This is a genomic window from Caballeronia udeis, assembly GCF_001544555.2.
GTDB lineage: Bacteria > Pseudomonadota > Gammaproteobacteria > Burkholderiales > Burkholderiaceae > Caballeronia > Caballeronia udeis.
Map to the genome: position 1 here is coordinate 1 of NZ_FCOK02000062.1, position 17,713 is coordinate 17,713.

Consider the following 17,713-nt stretch of genomic DNA (forward strand, 5'->3'; position numbering starts at 1 on the left):
GCCCGAGGCGACAAGCTCAGGGATGTGGGCTGCACCTGCCCTCGGAAAAACCTTGACGGACCGCCTCAGGGCGTGACTCAGATGTTCCCGTCCTCTCAATCAACGACCGGTTCCCGATCTGAAACGGACGCTGCATCTGTGCTCGAGCGCGTGTGCGAACTGGCCGAGAGCGTGATTTTCGAAGCTCATCTGGTAGCTTGCATCGCCGAAATGGAGCGTCGACGATGCAACGTATGACCGGTCCACGGAGACCATCAGGAATCCAGATCATGTTGCAGTTGTGATTGACAACTATCGTTGGCGGCGGAAAATCATTGACGGCCCAAAGCGCAGCGCCATCATTTCAAATGGCTGTTGCGCCAGGCGCGCGGGGTCACGCCGAAGTGTGAACTGAACCAGTTGGTGAAGGAGCCCTGCTGTGAATAGCCCAGCAGGGCGGAAACCCGCCCGATGGGATAGCGTGGGTTGCTCATATAGCGCACGGCAAGTTCGCCCCTGACTTCCTCGACCAGACGCGAGAAGCTGGTATGCGCCAGTTCAAGTTGGCGCTGCATGGTGCGAACGCTCAGCCGTAAATGGCGGGCAACCAACTCGACGGTGGCCTGCTCGAGGGGCAGCAACAAGTAGATCGCCTTGCGCACTTCCAGCGCGGTCGAGTCGACACCCGTCACGTTGAGTGAATCCGCGAGGCTCTCGGCATATCGCACCAGTTCCGGGTCAGCGGAGGGATTCGGGTAATCGAGATCGGCGGCCGCGCACACGAAGCCGTTGAAATCGCTTCCGAACTCCAACGGACAGCCGAAGAACCGTCGATGAAACGTCAGGTCTTGCGGTCCCTTATGAACAAAATGGACGGACCGTGGTTTCCAGTGATCACCCAGCAGGGCGCTGGAGTGGCGCGAGAGGACACCGACCGCGAGTTCGATCGCCTGATTCGTCGGGGTACCCGGTTCGACGACCAGTTCTTCGCGGATGGTGACCGTTTCGCCCGCGTCCTCGACGTACACAGCCAGGGCTTCGTTCAGCAAATGCCGGTATTCGGCCGCGGCCAGCAACACTTCGCGCAGCGTGCGCTTGTGCGCGAGCAGGACATTGACCACACCGGTACCGAACTTCTGCCGGGTTTCGGCCATCTGCAGCGCGAAAGTCGGGCATGACGCCTTTTCAGCCGTCAGTTCCAGCAGCCGGCACGCGGCGGCTGCCGGAATGCGATCGTCGGGATTCGCAAGCGCAGCAGTATCGATCCCGACCTGCTGCGCAAGCTGGACCGGGTTCAGTCCAAGCCGCCGCGTCACGTCGAAATAGCCGCTCATGGCTACCGAGCGCAGCATCGATTCCATCGTCATGCCTCCGCGCGCATCTTATGGGCAGCGCCTTGCCCTCCGGCCATGAAAATGCCTCCCGCGCGCAAATACCGGTGTTACCGGTGTTAACGCGTAGTGGCATGAAATACTAAAAGGATGGCGCCCAATCAGAAAAGTGTAACGCAGGATTGCCGTATCGTGCGATCTCAACGGTTCATCATATTCCGACCAGTTTCCATGCGGCCAGCCGTGCCGGGAGCGTCGGAATACCGTCCCCCTTATTGGAGAACACGATGCAATTCCTCGACGATTCGCTGCACCCCGAGAACCAGGACAAGGTTGTCATCACGACCGCTCCGTACGGCCCGGAATGGATGCCCGAGGACTTTCCGGAAGACATTCCGGTGACGATGGAGGAGCAGATCCAGAAGGCCGTCGATTGCTACAACGCCGGCGCGACTGTCCTGCACCTGCACGTGCGTGAACTGGACGGCAAGGGCTCCAAGCGCCTGTCGAAATTCAACGAACTCATTGCAGGTGTACGCGCAGTCGTGCCGGACATGATCATCCAGGTAGGCGGCTCGATCTCGTTTGCACCGGAAGACGATGGGCAGGCCGCGAAGTGGCTGTCCGACGACACGCGTCACATGCTGGCCGATCTCGACCCGAAGCCCGATCAGGTGACCGTCGCGATCAACACCACGCAGATGAACATCATGGAGTTGCTCTACCCGGAGTATCTGGAAGGCACCTCGTTGTCCAACCCTGCGTTGATGGGCGCCTACAGCGAAATGACAGTGCCCGCGGGTCCGGCCTGGGTTGAGGAGCACCTGCGTCGCCTGCAGGCCTCGGGCATCCAGCCGCACTTCCAGCTCACGGGCATCCATGCGCTGGAAACACTCGATCGCCTCGTGCGCAAGGGTGCCTACAAGGGTCCGCTCAACCTGACCTGGATCGGTATCGGCGGGGGCTTCGACGGCCCGAACCCGTTCAACTTCTCCAACTTCGTGCACCGCGCGCCGGATGGCTGCACGCTCACGGCCGAGTCGCTGCTCAAGAACGTATTGCCGTTCAACATGATGGCGATGGCCATGGGCCTGCATCCTCGCTGCGGCATCGAAGACACGATCATCGACCAGCACGGCAACAGGATGACTTCGGTGCAGCAGATCGAACAGTGCGTGCGCGTGGCGCGCGAACTGGGCCGCGAGATTGCCTCGGGCAAGGAAGCGCGCGACATCTACCGCATCGGCGTGCAGTACGAAACGGCTGACGAGACGCTTGCGGCGAACGGCATGGCGCCGAATCGCAAGGCCGGTGTGAAGAACCTGCCGCTGCGTGCGGCGTAAGGAACACGAGCCCGGCAGACGCTTCGCGGATGCCGGGTTTCAAAGGTAGGGCTCCCCGGCATGCCGGGGAGGGTTGCGCAGTATCCATAAAGGCCCGCTTTGTCCTGCAAGGCAAGGCGGACGCCAACAAGCTGGACACGAAGGAGACGACTCATGTTCACGCATGCCGAGCCCACGACGGCCGATGTTTCGACGACGCAAAAAGACGTGCGCGCGTATGCGTGGGTGGTATTTGCCCTGACGGTGGGGTTGCTGCTCTCCGACTACATGTCGCGGCAGGTGTTGAATGCGGTGTTCCCGATGCTCAAGGCCACGTGGAACCTTTCCGACACCCGGCTGGGTTCCCTGAGCAGTGTGGTCGCGCTGATGGTCGGCGTGCTCACCTTTCCGCTGTCGGTGCTCGCCGACCGCTGGGGCCGCGTGAAAAGCATTGTCCTGATGGCAGCGATGTGGAGTCTCGCGACGCTCGGCTGTGCGCTCTCGACGAACTATCACGAGATGCTGCTGGCGCGCGCCTTCGTCGGCGTGGGTGAAGCCGCCTATGGCAGTGTCGGCATCGCGGTCGTCCTCAGCATCTTTCCCGCACGGCTGCGCGCAACGCTCACCGCCTCGTTCATGGCCGGAGGGGCGTTCGGTTCAGTGCTGGGTATGGCGCTGGGGGGTACGGTCGCGGCTCACCTTGGCTGGCGCGCGGCGTTCGGCGCAATGGCAGCACTGGGCATCGTGCTGCTGGTTTTCTACCGGTTTGCCGTCACCGAAAAACAGCTGGCGCGACTGCAGCCCGCAGGTGTGAGCAAGCAAGTGCAGGGCCGCGGTGTATGCATGAGCTTCCACGCGCTGATGAAAGGGCTCTTCTCGACGAAGTCCGTCGTGTGTGCCTACGTCGGCAGCGGCATCCATCTGCTGGTTCCGGCAGCTGTGTGGGCGTGGATGCCCAGCTTCCTGAACCGCTATTACGGCATGTCCACCGGCAAGGCGGCAATGGGTGCGGCAGTGTTCGTGCTGGCCACCGCTTTCGGCATGGTGGCGTGCGGAAATCTGACGGACCGGCTCAGCAAGCATCAGCGGGAAAGAAAGTGGAGTGCTGCCGTCGCCTTCTGCCTGATCTGCTTCGTGCTGCTCACGATCGGTTTCCGGATGCCGGCGGGTCCGGCACAGCTCGTCGTGATCGGCGCCGGCATGTTCTTCTGCGCTGGCGCGACCGGCCCCTCGGGGGCGATGGTGGCAAACCTCACGCCACCGTCGATCCATGCGTCGGCGTTTGCCACTCTGACGTTGGCGAACAACCTGCTGGGGTTGGCACCCGCCGCCGTCCTGACTGGCATCGTGGCCGACCGGATCGGGCTGCTCGGCGCGTTGCAACTCGTGCCGTTTGCACCCCTGGCCGCTGCAGTCGCCTTCTTCATCGGCAAGCGGAACTATGGCGTCGACCTCGATCGCGCGAGTGCACTGCGTGAACAGGCTGGATGTTGATCCAACGGCCACCGGCCAAGCTTTACGCCTCGCCAAGTGAACCTGAGAGCGGGACGGGCAGCACCGTCAGGGACCCAATATAAATCTGCAGTTCAAGTAAATAACAGGAGATTCGACATGGCAAAAGCAGTGCGCTTCCATGAAACCGGTGGTCCCGAAGTCTTGCGCTATGAAAACGTTGAAGTGGGCGTCCCCGGCCCCGGACAGGTTCGCTTGCGTCATGAGGCCGTGGGCCTGAATTTCGCCGACATCTACTTCCGCAGCGGCCTGTACCCCGTGCCGCTGCCTGCGGGCATGGGTGTCGAGGCTGCAGGTGTGGTCGAGGCAATCGGCTCCGGCGTGACCAACGTCACGGTCGGCGATCGCGTGACCTACACCGGCTTTCTCAACACACTCGGCGCTTACAGCACCGAACGCCTGGTCCCGGCGGCGCCCCTCATCAAGCTTCCGGATGCGATCTCCTTCGAAACGGCTGCCGGCATGACGATGCGAGGCCTGACCTCGTCGTACCTGATGCGCCGCATTCACGATTTCAAGGCAGGTGACACCATCCTGCTGCATGCCGCCGCCGGCGGCGTCGGTCTGATTGTGTCGCAATGGGCGAAGCTGCTGGGCCTCACTGTGATCGGCACGGTTTCGAACGAGGCCAAGGGCGAGGTGGCCCGTGCGCATGGTTGCGATCACATCGTCTACTACAGCCGGGAAGACGTCGCGAAGCGCGTGCGCGAACTGACCAACGGCGTTGGCGTGGACGTCGTGTTCGACAGCGTCGGCAAGGATACCTTCGAGGCGTCGCTCGATTCGCTCAGGCGCCGTGGCCTGATGGTCTGCGTCGGCACGGCGTCCGGGCCGATCCCGCCGTTCAATCCACAGATTCTTGCGATGAAGGGCTCGCTCTACCTGACGCGTCCCGCGCTGGCGGACTATATCGCCGACCCGGCCGAGAAGGACGAACTCGCCGGTGAACTCTTCGGGCATGTCGCAGCAGGCCGCATCAAGATTGAACTCAACCAGCGTTACGCGCTGGAGGACGCGGCGCAGGCCCACCGCGACCTTGAATCGCGCAAGACGACCGGATCGTCGGTCTTCGTCATCTGAGGAGAACGCCATGCGAGTCGAACAATTGACGTGTGCCATTGGCGCCGAACTGGCCGGCGTGAATCTTGCCGATGCCATTGGCGATGACGGCCTGTTTGCGGAGATCCGTGCGGCACTGCTCAAACACCGGGTGCTGTTCCTGCGCGACCAGGACATCTCGCGCGCCGAGCATGTTGCGTTTGCACGCCGTTTCGGCGAACTGGAGGATCATCCTGTTGCCGGCAGCGACCCGGAACATCCGGGCCTCGTGCGCATCTACAAGAACCCGGATCAGCCCAACGACCGGTATGAAAACGCGTGGCACGCGGATGCCACCTGGCGCGAGGCGCCGCAGTTCGGCGCTGTCCTGCGCTGCGTGGAGTGCCCGCCAGTCGGCGGCGACACGATGTGGGCAAATATGGTCCTCGCCTACGAGAACCTGCCGGACCACATCAAGACCCAGATCGCAGACCTGCGCGCCCGCCACAGCATCGAGGCGAGCTTCGGCGCCGCGATGCCGATCGAAAAACGCCTCGCTCTCAAGGCGCAATTCCCGGACGCGGAGCATCCTGTTGTGCGTACGCACCCGGAGACCGGCGAGAAGGTGTTGTTCGTGAACGCCTTCGCCACCCATTTCACCAATTACCACACGCCGGCGCGCGTGCGCTTCGGGCAGGACGCCAATCCGGGCGCGGGTGAGTTGCTGCGCTATCTCATCAGCCAGGCCTGCATCCCCGAGTACCAGGTTCGCTGGCGCTGGAAACCCGACAGCATCGCGATCTGGGATAACCGCAGCACGCAGCACTACGCAGTAATGGACTACCCGCCGTGTCACCGCAAGATGGAGCGCGCCGGAATTACCGGTGACAAGCCGATATGACACCTACCATCCTGATGGTGCCGGGCTTGCGCAACCATGTCGCGGAGCATTGGCAAACGCTGCTGGAGCGCAGGCTCCCCAAGGTGGCCTCGGTGCCGCCGCTCGAGCACGACAAACTCAGTTGCGCGGCACGCGTTGCAGCGCTCGATGCTGCCCTCGCGAAAATCGATGGCCCGGTGATCCTGGTCGCGCATAGCGCGGGCGTGATGATCACGGTGCATTGGGCCCGGCAGCACAGCCGCAAGATTCACGGTGCGCTACTTGCCGCTCCGGCTGACCTCGAGACGCCGCTGCCGGCAGGCTATCCGGCCTTCGATGCGCTCGCCCAGACCGGGTGGCAGCCGATTCCACGAAAGCCGCTGCCGTTCCCGAGCATCGTCGGTGCTAGCCGCAACGATCCGCTCGCGCAGTTCGAGCGTGTCGCGGCAATGGCGAAAGACTGGGGCAGCCGGCTCGTCGACCTTGGCGAGGTCGGTCACCTGAATCCCGCTGCAGGGTTTGGTGAATGGCCGATGGCGGAGACACTGATCCATGAACTCGTCTGATCAGATACCGGTTGGCGCGGTCGATGAACTCGCGCCGGGCCAGCGCAAACTGGTCTTCGTCGATGGCCGCAGCATTGTCCTGTTCAACATCGACGGCACGATCCACGCAATCGATAACGCGTGTCCCCACAACGGGGCCTCGCTGGCAAGCGGTCAGCTGGAGGAATGCGTACTGAGCTGCCCGGCGCACGGCCTGCGCTTCGACGTGCGCACAGGTTGCATGCCGGGCACGGGCGGGTTGAGCCTGACAATTTTTCCGGTCCGGGCCATTGAAGGAAAGCTGGTCGTGAGTCTTGAGGTTTCAGCCACCAGTCCCGCGCAGGGACCGATGTGCAATGCCGCACCGTGATCGGGGCTGCGCGGGAACATACAGTCATTAGGGGAACCATGATGCAAGGTTTGATGATGCAGCAACCGCTGCTGGTTGCGTCGCTGCTCATGCACGCTGAACGCCACCACGGCGAACAGGAAATCGTGTCACGACGGGTCGAAGGCGACATTCACCGGTATCAGTACCGGGATTTGGCGCAACGCGCGCGCCGCATGGCAAATGCCCTCGCAGGCCTCGGCATCCAGCCGGGCGAGCGGGTAGGGACGCTGGCGTGGAACGGCTATCGGCACATGGAGCTGTACTTCGCCGTGTCCGGGGCAGGGTCCGTGTTGCACACGCTCAACCCCCGTCTGCACGTCGATCAGCTCGCGTACATCATCGAGCATGCACAAGATCGTGTCGTGTTCTTCGACTTGACGTTTCTCCCGCTGATCGAAAGCGTCGCGCCGCGGGTCAGGAGCCCTAAGGTTTTCGTGGCAATGACCGACCGTGCGCACATGCCGCAAGACCACGGCCTGTCTACGATGCTGCTGTGCTACGAGGATCTCGTCGATGGTCACGGCGACGCTTTCGACTGGCCTCTGCTGGACGAAAACAGCGCGTCATCGCTGTGCTACACGTCCGGGACGACCGGCAACCCGAAGGGGGTTTTATACAGCCACCGCTCGACCCTGCTGCACACCTACGCGGCAGCGCTGCCGGATTCACTGAACTGTTCGGCGCGCGATGTGATCCTTCCGGTCGTGCCGATGTTCCATGTGAACGCATGGGGACTGCCGTATATCGCCTGCATGGTGGGTGCGAAGCTGGTGTTTCCGGGGCCGGCACTGGATGGCAAGTCGCTCCATGAACTGATCGAGGACGAACAGGTCACGCTGTCCGCCGGCGTGCCGACCGTCTGGCAGGGACTGCTTGCGCATGTCGAGACGATCATGGGTTCCTTTTCGTCGATGAAGCGCACGATTATCGGCGGAGCTCCTTGTCCGACTTCGATGACGGCAGCGTTTCAGGAGCGCCATCATGTTGACGTCCTGCATGCATGGGGCATGACGGAATTGAGCCCGGTCGGCACGGTCTGCAGTTTCAAGGCGCATCAGGTGTCGCGGCCTATGGAGGAGCGCTACGCGCTTCAGGCGAAGCAAGGGCGCCCGGTGTTCGGCATCGACATGAAAATCGTCGACCTGGAAGGCAACGATTTGCCGTGGGATGGCGCCGCAACTGGCGACCTCCTCGTGCGCGGTCATTGGGTCACGCAGGCGTACTTCGGCCATGACGGCAGATCGCCGCTGCGCGACGGCTGGTTTCCGACCGGCGACGTGGCAAAGATCGATCCGGACGGCTTCATGCAGATTACGGATCGCAGCAAGGACGTCATCAAGTCCGGAGGCGAATGGATCAGTTCGACCGACATCGAAAACGTCGCGTACCTGCACCCCGAAGTCACGACGGCGGTTTGCATCGCCGCGCGGCATCCGAAGTGGGACGAGCGGCCGCTGCTGCTGATCGTGAAGAAGCCTGGCAGCGCGCTGGCCGCGGACGAACTGCTCACATTCTTTGACGCCCGGGTTGCGAAGTGGTGGAAACCGGACGCCGTGGTGTTCGTCGACTCGGTTCCACTCGGTGCAACGGGCAAGGTGCTCAAGAACCGGTTGCGGGATCAGTTCGGCGACTACTACCTGCCGGCCTGAGACACCGGCGTGGCAGCAACACAGTTTCATTCGAGCAACAAGCTATAAGCCACCGGGTCCACCCGGCACGCCACACACGAGGAGGAGACGCCATGAAATTCAAATCAAGTAGCTTGGCAGTGCTGATGGTTATTTCAGCAGCAGCCCATGCCCAGTCGTCGGTTACGCTCTATGGCGTACTCGATAGTGGACTTCTGTATCAAAGCACCTCGGCCGCAACATTCCTGCCGACCGCGCATAACCTGGGGCATGTCTATCAACTGAAGGACGGCGGCATCTATGCCAGCTATTGGGGCATGAAGGGCAGCGAAGACATTGGCGGCGGCTACAAGATCACGTTCAAGCTGCAAGGCTCGTTTAACACCACGAACGGCAAGTTCGGGCTGTCCGACACGCCTGGCACGACCGCGCTCTTCAACCAGTATGCGACGGTCGGGGCAACCGGGCCGTTTGGCACGTTTGACGCCGGGCGGCAGATCATCCCGATGATCTACGCGATGGCGGAAACCGACGTACGGGGCGCGCAGTATTTCGGCAGCATCCTGACTGCGTGGCTCGGCGTCAATCAGGCGGCCGGCTGGCCGGGCACCAGCACGAACGCTCCAATCGGCGCCCTGTATGACAGCAACGCGCTGGTCTACACTTCGCCGAAATTCTATGGCACGACGCTTGCGCTCGAGTACGCGCCAGGTGGCGTCGCGGGACAGTTCCAGGGCGGTACACGCGAATCGGCTGTTCTCAAGTATTCGAATTACGGCCTGAACCTGTCCGCTGTGTACTACAACGGACATGACGCCAATCCGTTCCCGCTGAGCTATCCGGCAGCTCCGGCTGCGCCTGCGACAGGCCAGAGCAATAACCGTTTCTACTATTTCGGTGCGATGTATACGATCAGCGGATTTTCGGTATCCGCCTCGTACGCTCTTGGCAAGAACCCGGCGAAGAGCAGTACCGTCGACTTTGAAATGGCGTCGGGCGGCCTCGGCTACCAGTTCAATCCGAGCTTCAAGATCACGTCCGGCTACTATTACCTGAAGGACCGGAACAATTCAGCGAATCACTCGAGCGAATTCGCAATAGGTGCGGAATACAACTTGTCCCTGAGGACCAAGGCATACGCGCAGGTCGGCTATGTCAACAACAAGGGGACGATGAACCAGACGATCATCTATGGAGCCCCGGTTGCGCCGGGTGTCTCTACCACTGCCGCCATGGTCGGCATTCGCCATAGCTTCTGATTCCGTCACCTTCATTAACCGGAGTAATCCATGAAAACAATCAAGGCACTCGAGCTGGCGGTCGCCGCATGGTTCGTTGCAGCGTCCACAACCGCGTGGTCCCAGCCCGGTGAAGCAGCCAGTGCACCCGCGAGTGCACAAGGTGCATCCGGGATGGCGGCATCGGGCCCTGTGGCTCCCGCAGGCAGGAAAGCGGACCGTGCCCTGCGCCGCAGGGTTTATGCGGCCATCGGGAAGGACAAGGAGATCAACGCCGGAGATATCAGTGTCACCGCGAAAGACGGCGCGGTGACACTGAATGGCACGGTGACGGAAGCTGCCCAGATCGGCAATGCCGAGGCGATCACCAGGCGCGTTTCCGGAGTGATGTCGGTGACCAACAAGCTGACGGTGAAGAAACCGTTTGGCGGCATGTGAGCTGCCGCAGTCAAACACGGAGTACGGCGAGGCCAAAGACAATTGGTCACGCCGACTTCTACCAATTGGCGGCGATGCCTGATCAGGCGGCCTCGCGCATCCACCGCCTCCTTGCGAGACTGAAGCAGACCGTTAAAGGTCTTGGGTGGCATTCCGCCCCTCAATGTGATGAGACGAACTTAGACTCTGGAAAGGCCGGAGGCAGCGCAAAGCTGTCGCGGAGGCGTTTCGTCTCCGCGGCAGGCGTCAGGCCAAAGAGTCGCTTGAATTCCCGGTTGAATTGAGAGGGGCTGGCATAGCCGACAGCATGACATGCCGCCTCGGCGGTAATACCTTGGCGCACCATCAGCAAGCGAGCCTGATGCAATCGAGTGGATTTCACGTACTGCATCGGCGAAGTACTCGTGATGGCTTTGAAGTGACTGTGGAATGTCGGCACGCTCATTCCGGCCTGGCTTGCCAATACCGGAAGGTCCAGAGGCTCCGCATAGGTCGCGTGGATACGTTCAAGCGCTCTCCCAATCTTGCCGAATTGCCCTTGCATTGCTAAAGCCGCACGCATTGCGTGGCCTTGTCCGCCGGTCAGAACACGGAAATACAATTCACGTACCAGTCCCGGGCCAAGAATTGCGGCGTCAAGTGGCCGGTTCATTGCCTCCAGAAAGCGCAGTACAGACGCTTGCATTGCCGCATCCATTGGACTTGACATCATGGTCTGCGGCACGTCGCCCGCCGATGGCGAGCCATGATGATCTATCTGAATCATGAGCTCCGCCGCCACCTGAAAGTCCAGGTGCAGATACAGGGCCAGCAGCGGACGCTCGGGCGTCGCGTCGGTCTCCATTGTGAAGGGTACCGGCACTGCAACAGCCAGATAGTGCTGCTCGTCATACACATAAACCCGGTCACCAAAAAATCCGCGCTTTGTCCCCTGGCAGACGATCACGATACCGGGATCGTATAGCACCGGCGTGCGAGACAACGCCCGATCCGAGCGCAGAATACGCACATTGCGCAACGCAGTCAGGTTGTAGCCTTCCTGTGGAGCCAACGCAGTAAGCAAGGCAACCATCCGGTGCTTTTCACGTGCGCCGACGAAGGAAACACTTTGGTCATTGCCTTCCGCGTAGTCCACTTTACTCATAGAAATAGGCAATAAAGATAGAGAATTGGGTCTGATTTCCAGCAGTTATTCAGAATAACATGCAAGCCTTCAAACCAACCCAGGAGTGTTTTCATGCCATCAACCAAAACCATGTTAATCACTGGCGTCAGTAGCGGCTTCGGACGCGCACTGGCAGAAGAAGCGCTTGCTGCAGGGTATCGGGTCGTCGGCACGGTACGAAGCGAGCAGGCAAAACAGACGTTCGAAGCGCTTGGCTCTACTGGTGCGTTCGGTCGCGTACTTGACGTTACTGACTTTGAGTCCGTCGAAAATGTCGTGGCCGGCATTGAGGCAGACGTCGGGCCTCTGGACGTGCTGGTGAACAACGCCGGCTACGGTCACGAAGGCGTAATGGAAGAGTCACCGCTTAATGAAATGCGCCGGCAATTCGACGTCAATGTGTTCGGTGCTGTTGCCGTCATGAAAAGTGTGTTGCCCTATATGCGCGAGCGCCGCCGCGGACATATTCTCAACATCACGTCGATGGGCGGCTTTATCACCATGCCGGGAATCGCATACTACTGTGGCAGTAAATTCGCACTGGAGGGCATTTCCGAGGTCCTCGGCAAAGAAGTCAAGCCGTTCGGCATCCGCGTGACCGCGGTGGCACCTGGATCTTTTCGCACTGACTGGGCCGGTCGTTCCATGGTTCGGACGCCACGCTCGATCCCGGACTACGATTCTCTGTTCGACCCGATTAGAAAGGGACGGGAAGAGAAAAGCGGTCGGCAACTCGGGGATCCTGTGAAAGCTGCACGTGCAATGCTGGCCGTTATCGAAAGCGATGACCCGCCGTCGCATCTTCTGCTGGGAAGTGATGCGCTCGGTTTGGTCCGGGAAAAGCTCTCGTTACTCAGTGCAGAATTTGACGCGTGGGAAACCGTCACGAGATCGACGGACGGATGAATCCGAGTATCTCGCACGCCTTGTTCAGATAGTACATACGCGTGAATGCCTCGGCGATCGAACGGCCCGTTGTAAGAAGCCCGTGGTTCCGCAGTATCAGGTAGTCCTTGTCCCCGATTGATTGCACGATGCGGTCCCGCTCATCGAGCTCAAGCGAAATGCCCTCATAGTCGTGATAGGCAACGCGGTTATAGAACTGCATGCTGATCTGGTTAAGCGGCAGCAACCCGCATTCCATTGCGGCCACCGCCATTCCGGTGGAAGTGTGAAGATGCACCACGCACCCGGAATCGTGACGGGCAGGATGCAAGGCGCTATGAATGGTGAATCCTGCACCTTCATGCCGGGGCGAATTCTGTCTCCTTGTTATCTGAATAGGTCGATGCGATGGATTCGCAACGATGGATTCGCAGTGATGGATTCGCAACGCGACAAGGAGTAACGTTTAATCACGGAAGCAAACGAGTATGAGGGAGGGCGCTATGTCCGACGAAGCTACCCCATGGCGCGTGTTCGAATACGAAGGCTTCGACATCCACGTCCTGCCCCAGTTGAAGTCGCAGCCGGCGCCTGCACACGAGGCGCCGCAAGGAAGCGAGCGTTATGTGTACATCGGCTTTATCTGCCGGCACGGTGCGCATGCCGACGCGCCAGGCGAATCCCTCCAATTCCACGCCGACGGGGACGACGCATTCAAGAGCGTGGACGACGCCGTGCAGGAAGCGCGGCACATCGGGCGAAGCATTATCGACGGCACGCATCCGGATATATCCGTCTTGCCGCTCGTCTCCCATCATCATCCAGGCTGACAACGGCATGGGTTAGAGAGCACACCAGTCGATGAACTTGCCCCCTGCCGGAACCGAGCTGGCGATCGAAGGCTTAAGCGCCATCACGCTGTCCACTTGCGACATGCGCAGCGCCGTGCGCTTTTACCAGGCGCTCGGTTTCCCGCTATTGCACGGCGGCGAAAACGAACCGTTTACTTCATTCGCGACGGGCGCGTCGTTTCTCAACCTCACCGTGGAGACGCACGGTCCGGTCAACTGGTGGGGCCGGGTGATCATCTATGTATCGGACGTCGATGCGATGTACCGCAAGGTGCTCGCAACCGGGTTTCCGCCTGCGTTCCCACCGCGCGATGCGCCCTGGAACGAACGCTATTTCCATGTCAGGGACCCCGACGGGCACGAACTCAGCTTCGCCCGGCCATTGAACCCGGCGCGCGACGGGGCCACAACATCGACGGTGTGATGTCGCGCACTCGAGACCACATCACCACGGGATCGTTTCGTTTTCCCAGCGCGTGAACGTCCCCGTCGGGCTGTCCGGGCCGAGCAGCGCGACGCGCACCGCCTCGCGAGCACCTTCCTCGACAGTCTCCGTGCCCGAATACCCGTTGAGGTTCGTCCTGGTATAGCCCGGCGAGACGGCGTTGACCTTGATCCCCTCCGGCTCCAGTTCGATTGCCATAGCGACCGTCAAAGCATTGAGAGCGGTCTTGGACGCCGGGTAGACCGGACCGAAGATCGCGCGGTAGGCGAAGGCCGGGTCCGAGTTCGTCGTCAGCGACCCAACCCCGCTCGACACGTTGACGATGCGGGCGCCGGGCGTCTCGCGGAGGATCGGCAGCATCGCCTGGTAAACGGCGAGAACACCGAACACATTGGTGTCCCACACCGCGCGCATTTCATCGATCGACACGTTGCTCGGGCGTGTCGTCTTGACGTACTCCTCGACGGACTGGCCGGGCAGCTTGCTCGTATTCGAGATGGCCGCGTTCTGGATCAGCACGTCGAGACGGCCAAACTCGTTGCGCACGCGCTCCGCGGCGGCGGTGATCGAAGCCTGATCCGTCACGTCGAGCTGGAGCGCATGGGCGTCCGGCCCAACCTCCCTGGCCGCAGCCTCGCCACGCTCGACATTGCGCGACCCGACCAGCACGGTGAAGCCGTGTGCAGTGAGATCCTTTGCGATCTGAAGACCGATTCCCTGATTAGCCCCGGTGACCAGAGCGATGGGTTTGTTCTGCATGACACTCTCCTTGCCGCATTGCGCTGTAGCGCGCTGAAGCCATTTCCGTTTTTCAGTTCGAGATCAGGACGATGCCGGCCGGATAAGCCCCCGGCCGTTCGAAAAGTCCCGGTATTCCATGACACTTACGGTGATGGCGCCGGCCCGTCAGCGAGCCTCGGCCGCCCAGGCTTCTGCATCGGCGCCGGCCGGGATGTGCATCGGGGATGACGGGTCGGTCGCCGCGCGCCACACGGCTTCGGCGACGTCCTGCGACCGGGTGGTCGGGGCAGACGTATCCGCAAACCGTGCCATGACGCTATTGACGAGATCGGCATAGGCCTCGTGGTCGAAGCCGTGCATGTGGGCGCGCGCGTTCTCGGCGAACCGGGTATCGGGCGCACGGCCCGGCAGCACGAGGCGCGCACGCACGTCGAACTGCTCCAGCTCCAGCGCTATCGACTCGGTGTATGCGTTCACCGCGGCCTTGCTCGCGCGGTACGCGGAAAGCAGCGGCAGTGCCTTCAGCGTCACGCTCGACGTGACGTTCACGACGACGCCGGCCCTGCGCTGCCGAAACTGGGGCAGCACCGCTTGCGTCAATGCGATCGTGCCGATGGCGTTGGTCTCGAAAACCTCGCGCACCGTCGCGATCGGGGCGAGTTCGGCCGGGGAAGCTGCGCCGAATCCCGCGTTGTTAACGAGGACGTCGATCGGGCCTGCGGCCTCGACAGCCTCGCGAATGCTCTCGGGATTCGTGACGTCAAGCGCCAGCACGCGCAGGCGCTCCGAAGGCGGCAGCACGTCGGCGCTTGGCGTGCGCATCGTGGCAATGACCTGCCAGTCGCGGGCCAGGAAGTAGCGGGCGATCTCAAGACCGAATCCGGACGAGCAGCCGGTGATCAGCACGGTTTTCATGGAAACTCCTGTGGGGTGGCTTGCGGGTACCCCTACGATAGATCGCCAGGACCGTACTTGCTACAATCAATCATCCGAATTTCATTTGCAGGAGTCCGGCAATGATCGATCCGATGGCCGAAGTCGTCACGCTGTTGCAGCCGAGTGCCCGGTTCTCCAAACTCGTTCACGGCGCCAGCCCCTGGCGCGTCAGCCGCTCGGATGCCGGCCAGCCCTTCTATTGCGTGATCCTCGAGGGCGGGTGCCGCATGGCGATCGACGGACACGAGCCAATCGAGCTACTGTCGGGTGACTTCGTCCTGATTCCCGCGGCCTACGGCGTCGCGATGTCCAGCCTCGAGCCGCCACCGCCGGGCGTCGAGACGCTGGCGCCCACCGCGCTGGGCAACGGTGAATTCAGGATCGGCACCCCGGCCAGCCCCATCGACACGCGAATGATGGCGGGCCACTGCAGCTTCGGTTCGCCGGATGCGTCCCTGCTTGTCTCGCTGTTGCCGCAAATCGTGCATGTCCGCGGCGAACGGCGGCTGGCCACGCTCGTGGAACTTGTGCGGGAGGAATCGCGCGAGCAGCGGCCCGCGCGCGAGGTCGTGCTCTCACGACTACTGGAAGTGCTGCTGATCGAGGCGCTGCGGTCCGCAGCCGGAACCAGCGCGCCACCGGGCCTGGTGCGCGGGCTCGCCGATGGCCGCCTCGCAGCCGCGATCCGCCGGATGCACGAACACCCGACGCACGCGTGGACGGTTGCTGAACTCGCGAAGGAGGCCGCGCTCTCGCGCTCGACGTTTTTCGAGCGCTTCAGCCGCGCGGTCGGCATCGCGCCGATGGAGTATCTGCTCACCTGGCGCATGGCACTCGCGAAGGACCTGCTGCGCCGCAATGAAGGCCGTATCGCCGAGATTGCGCAGCGCGTGGGCTACAGCTCCGCCAGCACCTTCAGCGTCGCCTTCACGCGGCACGTCGGCCGGCCGCCTACGCAGTACGCGCGCGAGGAGCAGGAAGCCACGAACGGCGCGTAAGGTGACGCAAATAAGCCGACATCAACGCTCGTCCGGGCGCTTTTGGGAGGCGGAGTATCCGCAAATTGATGGGGAAAACGGACTCAACTTCGCAGGTTGGGCAAAGAAGGTGACCGGCGCTGCAACGATCAGTGTGGGATCCGTCGGTCTTTCAGGCGATCTCCTGAGCACGTTCGGCGGCGAGAGTTCCACTCCGGCGAGTCTGGACAACTTGCTCGAACGAATGGAACGCGACGAATTCGATCTGATTGCCATTGGCCGCGCGATACTCAGCGATCCGGAATGGGTGACGAAGATTCGTTCGGGCGATACCAGCAGCTTGAAAGACTTCAGTCCCGCAGCATTGGGCGAGCTTTACTGATCTTCGATCGGCTACATCGCCTCAACCCGCCGCTTCAAAAATCTCGCGGACCCATTGCGCAAACACGCGAACCCTCGCCGATAACTGCCGGTTCTGCGGGTACAACACCGAAACCGGCATGGGGGGCGGCGGAAACGCATCGAGCACGACCTTCAGTTTCCCCGCCGATAGTTCTCCCAGCACCCGGTATCGCGGCACCTGCACCAGTCCCAGTCCCGCCACCGCCGAGCCGGTGTACAGGTCGGCGCCTGTCACCGACACAACCGCTGCAAGCTGAATCTCGACCACCCGGCCATCGACGGTAAATTCCATTGGCAAGGCGCGCCCCGATCCGCTCGACAGATAGTTCACCGCCCGGTGCGCGGTTAGGCCCTCGGGCGTCTCCGGCTCCCCGAACTGCTTCAGGTACGCGGGACTCGCCACCGTGACCTGCTCCATCAGCGCCACGCGGCGTCCGATCATCGACGAATCCTGGAGCGTCCCGGCCCGCAGCACGCAGTCGATGCCTTCACGCACCAGATCTACCAGCCGGTCGTCCTCACCGATCTGCAGTTCGATGTCCGGATACTGCGCGATGAAATCAGGCAGCGCCGGCACCACGAAATGCCGGGCAAGCGTCCCCTGCAAATTCACGCGCAGCAGACCCTTCGGCGCGACATTGCGGAACGACCCCTCCGCTTCCTCCATGTCCGCGACCAACCGGACGCAGCGGCGGTAGAACGCCTCGCCGTCGTGCGTCAGGCGCACTGTGCGCGTGGTGCGCTCGAGCAGCCTCGTTCCCAGCCGCTCCTCCATGCGCTTCAGCAGGTTGGTCACCGTGGCGCGCGGTATCTGCAAGTCGTCGGCAGCCTGCGTGAAGCTGCTGCGCTCGGCGATACGAATAAACACCTGCATTTCCTGAAACCGGTCCATGGCGACTCGCGAGCTTGGATTGTTAAAGTAAATGGAATGATATTAACAAATTAAGGCTAATTATCAATCGATGTGAATGATCAATACTTCATTCCACGTACTCACCACTCCAAAGGA

Annotated in this window: 20 protein-coding genes and 2 pseudogenes; 16 read left to right on the plus strand and 6 right to left on the minus strand. The window is 61.7% G+C overall.

Annotated elements, in window-relative coordinates:
- A partial coding sequence (locus tag AWB69_RS49755) for a hypothetical protein (RefSeq protein ID WP_231937311.1) occupies positions 1–237 on the plus strand: 237 nt, incomplete at its 5' end.
- Positions 176–322 (plus strand): annotated as a pseudogene (locus AWB69_RS49760) (alpha/beta hydrolase); the annotation flags it as partial. The gene AWB69_RS49755 and the pseudogene AWB69_RS49760, both read left to right, overlap by 62 nt.
- A 16-nt stretch (positions 323–338) precedes the next feature.
- Here AWB69_RS49760 and AWB69_RS32400 read toward each other — a convergent pair.
- A complete protein-coding gene (locus tag AWB69_RS32400) occupies positions 339–1,340 on the minus strand; it encodes an AraC family transcriptional regulator (protein WP_062090958.1) in 1,002 nt (333 codons plus the stop codon).
- 257 nt (positions 1,341–1,597) lie between these two features.
- On the opposite strand from AWB69_RS32400, the gene AWB69_RS32405 reads away from it, so the two are divergent.
- The 9 genes from AWB69_RS32405 (at position 1,598) to AWB69_RS32445 (ending at position 10,302) form a co-directional block, all read left to right on the plus strand.
- On the plus strand, positions 1,598–2,653 hold the full coding sequence (locus AWB69_RS32405) for a BKACE family enzyme (protein ID WP_062090909.1): 1,056 nt from the start codon (positions 1,598–1,600) through the stop codon (positions 2,651–2,653).
- Between the two features lie 153 nt (positions 2,654–2,806).
- Positions 2,807–4,126, plus strand: a complete 1,320-nt coding sequence (locus AWB69_RS32410) for an MFS transporter (RefSeq protein ID WP_062090910.1) — start codon at positions 2,807–2,809, stop codon at positions 4,124–4,126.
- Between the two features lie 117 nt (positions 4,127–4,243).
- Positions 4,244–5,224: a quinone oxidoreductase family protein gene (locus AWB69_RS32415; RefSeq protein ID WP_062090911.1), complete on the plus strand. Its 981-nt coding sequence runs from the start codon at positions 4,244–4,246 to the stop codon at positions 5,222–5,224.
- Positions 5,225–5,234: 10 nt separating this feature from the next.
- A complete protein-coding gene (locus AWB69_RS32420; RefSeq protein WP_062090912.1) occupies positions 5,235–6,083 on the plus strand; it encodes a TauD/TfdA dioxygenase family protein in 849 nt (282 codons plus the stop codon).
- On the plus strand, positions 6,080–6,628 hold the full coding sequence (locus AWB69_RS32425; protein ID WP_062090913.1) for an RBBP9/YdeN family alpha/beta hydrolase: 549 nt from the start codon (positions 6,080–6,082) through the stop codon (positions 6,626–6,628). The genes AWB69_RS32420 and AWB69_RS32425 overlap by 4 nt, the downstream gene beginning before the upstream one ends.
- Positions 6,615–6,977: a Rieske (2Fe-2S) protein gene (locus AWB69_RS32430; protein WP_062090914.1), complete on the plus strand. Its 363-nt coding sequence runs from the start codon at positions 6,615–6,617 to the stop codon at positions 6,975–6,977. The genes AWB69_RS32425 and AWB69_RS32430 overlap by 14 nt, the downstream gene beginning before the upstream one ends.
- Before the next feature lie 41 nt (positions 6,978–7,018).
- On the plus strand, positions 7,019–8,647 hold the full coding sequence (locus tag AWB69_RS32435; RefSeq protein WP_062090959.1) for a 3-(methylthio)propionyl-CoA ligase: 1,629 nt from the start codon (positions 7,019–7,021) through the stop codon (positions 8,645–8,647).
- A gap of 92 nt (positions 8,648–8,739) precedes the next feature.
- A complete protein-coding gene (locus AWB69_RS32440) occupies positions 8,740–9,885 on the plus strand; it encodes a porin (RefSeq protein WP_062090915.1) in 1,146 nt (381 codons plus the stop codon).
- Positions 9,886–9,915: 30 nt separating this feature from the next.
- Positions 9,916–10,302: a BON domain-containing protein gene (locus AWB69_RS32445; RefSeq protein ID WP_062090916.1), complete on the plus strand. Its 387-nt coding sequence runs from the start codon at positions 9,916–9,918 to the stop codon at positions 10,300–10,302.
- Positions 10,303–10,462: 160 nt separating this feature from the next.
- Here the strand turns inward: AWB69_RS32445 and AWB69_RS32450 are convergent, their stop codons facing one another.
- Positions 10,463–11,374, minus strand: coding sequence for an AraC family transcriptional regulator (locus AWB69_RS32450; protein ID WP_062090960.1), 912 nt, complete (start codon positions 11,372–11,374; stop codon positions 10,463–10,465).
- A gap of 165 nt (positions 11,375–11,539) precedes the next feature.
- On the opposite strand from AWB69_RS32450, the gene AWB69_RS32455 reads away from it, so the two are divergent.
- Positions 11,540–12,373, plus strand: coding sequence for an oxidoreductase (locus tag AWB69_RS32455; protein ID WP_062090917.1), 834 nt, complete (start codon positions 11,540–11,542; stop codon positions 12,371–12,373).
- 7 nt (positions 12,374–12,380) lie between these two features.
- On the opposite strand, the pseudogene AWB69_RS32460 reads toward AWB69_RS32455, so the two are convergent.
- A pseudogene (locus AWB69_RS32460) lies at positions 12,381–12,749 on the minus strand (class II aldolase/adducin family protein); the annotation flags it as partial.
- A gap of 106 nt (positions 12,750–12,855) precedes the next feature.
- Between AWB69_RS32460 and AWB69_RS32465 the strand changes: the two are divergent.
- Both AWB69_RS32465 and AWB69_RS32470 read left to right on the plus strand, forming a co-directional pair.
- Entirely contained in the window at positions 12,856–13,182 is a 327-nt protein-coding gene (locus AWB69_RS32465) for a hypothetical protein (protein WP_062090918.1), read from the plus strand.
- A 31-nt stretch (positions 13,183–13,213) separates the two neighbouring features.
- Positions 13,214–13,627: a VOC family protein gene (locus AWB69_RS32470; protein ID WP_062090919.1), complete on the plus strand. Its 414-nt coding sequence runs from the start codon at positions 13,214–13,216 to the stop codon at positions 13,625–13,627.
- A gap of 21 nt (positions 13,628–13,648) precedes the next feature.
- Here AWB69_RS32470 and AWB69_RS32475 read toward each other — a convergent pair whose 3' ends face one another.
- Together AWB69_RS32475 and AWB69_RS32480 are read right to left on the minus strand one after the other, a co-directional pair.
- A complete protein-coding gene (locus AWB69_RS32475; RefSeq protein ID WP_062090920.1) occupies positions 13,649–14,407 on the minus strand; it encodes an SDR family oxidoreductase in 759 nt (252 codons plus the stop codon).
- Between the two features lie 147 nt (positions 14,408–14,554).
- Entirely contained in the window at positions 14,555–15,304 is a 750-nt protein-coding gene (locus AWB69_RS32480; RefSeq protein WP_062090921.1) for an SDR family oxidoreductase, read from the minus strand.
- Positions 15,305–15,405: 101 nt separating this feature from the next.
- Between AWB69_RS32480 and AWB69_RS32485 the strand changes: the two genes are divergently transcribed.
- Together AWB69_RS32485 and AWB69_RS32490 are read left to right on the plus strand one after the other, a co-directional pair.
- Positions 15,406–16,323 (plus strand): AraC family transcriptional regulator, encoded by a 918-nt coding sequence (locus tag AWB69_RS32485; RefSeq protein ID WP_062090922.1) that lies wholly within the window; start codon positions 15,406–15,408, stop codon positions 16,321–16,323.
- A gap of 109 nt (positions 16,324–16,432) precedes the next feature.
- A complete protein-coding gene (locus tag AWB69_RS32490; protein ID WP_231937308.1) occupies positions 16,433–16,684 on the plus strand; it encodes a beta/alpha barrel domain-containing protein in 252 nt (83 codons plus the stop codon).
- 21 nt (positions 16,685–16,705) lie between these two features.
- Here the strand turns inward: AWB69_RS32490 and AWB69_RS32495 are convergent, their stop codons facing one another.
- Positions 16,706–17,596, minus strand: coding sequence for a LysR family transcriptional regulator (locus AWB69_RS32495; protein WP_062090924.1), 891 nt, complete (start codon positions 17,594–17,596; stop codon positions 16,706–16,708).
- Positions 17,597–17,713 lie beyond the last annotated feature (117 nt).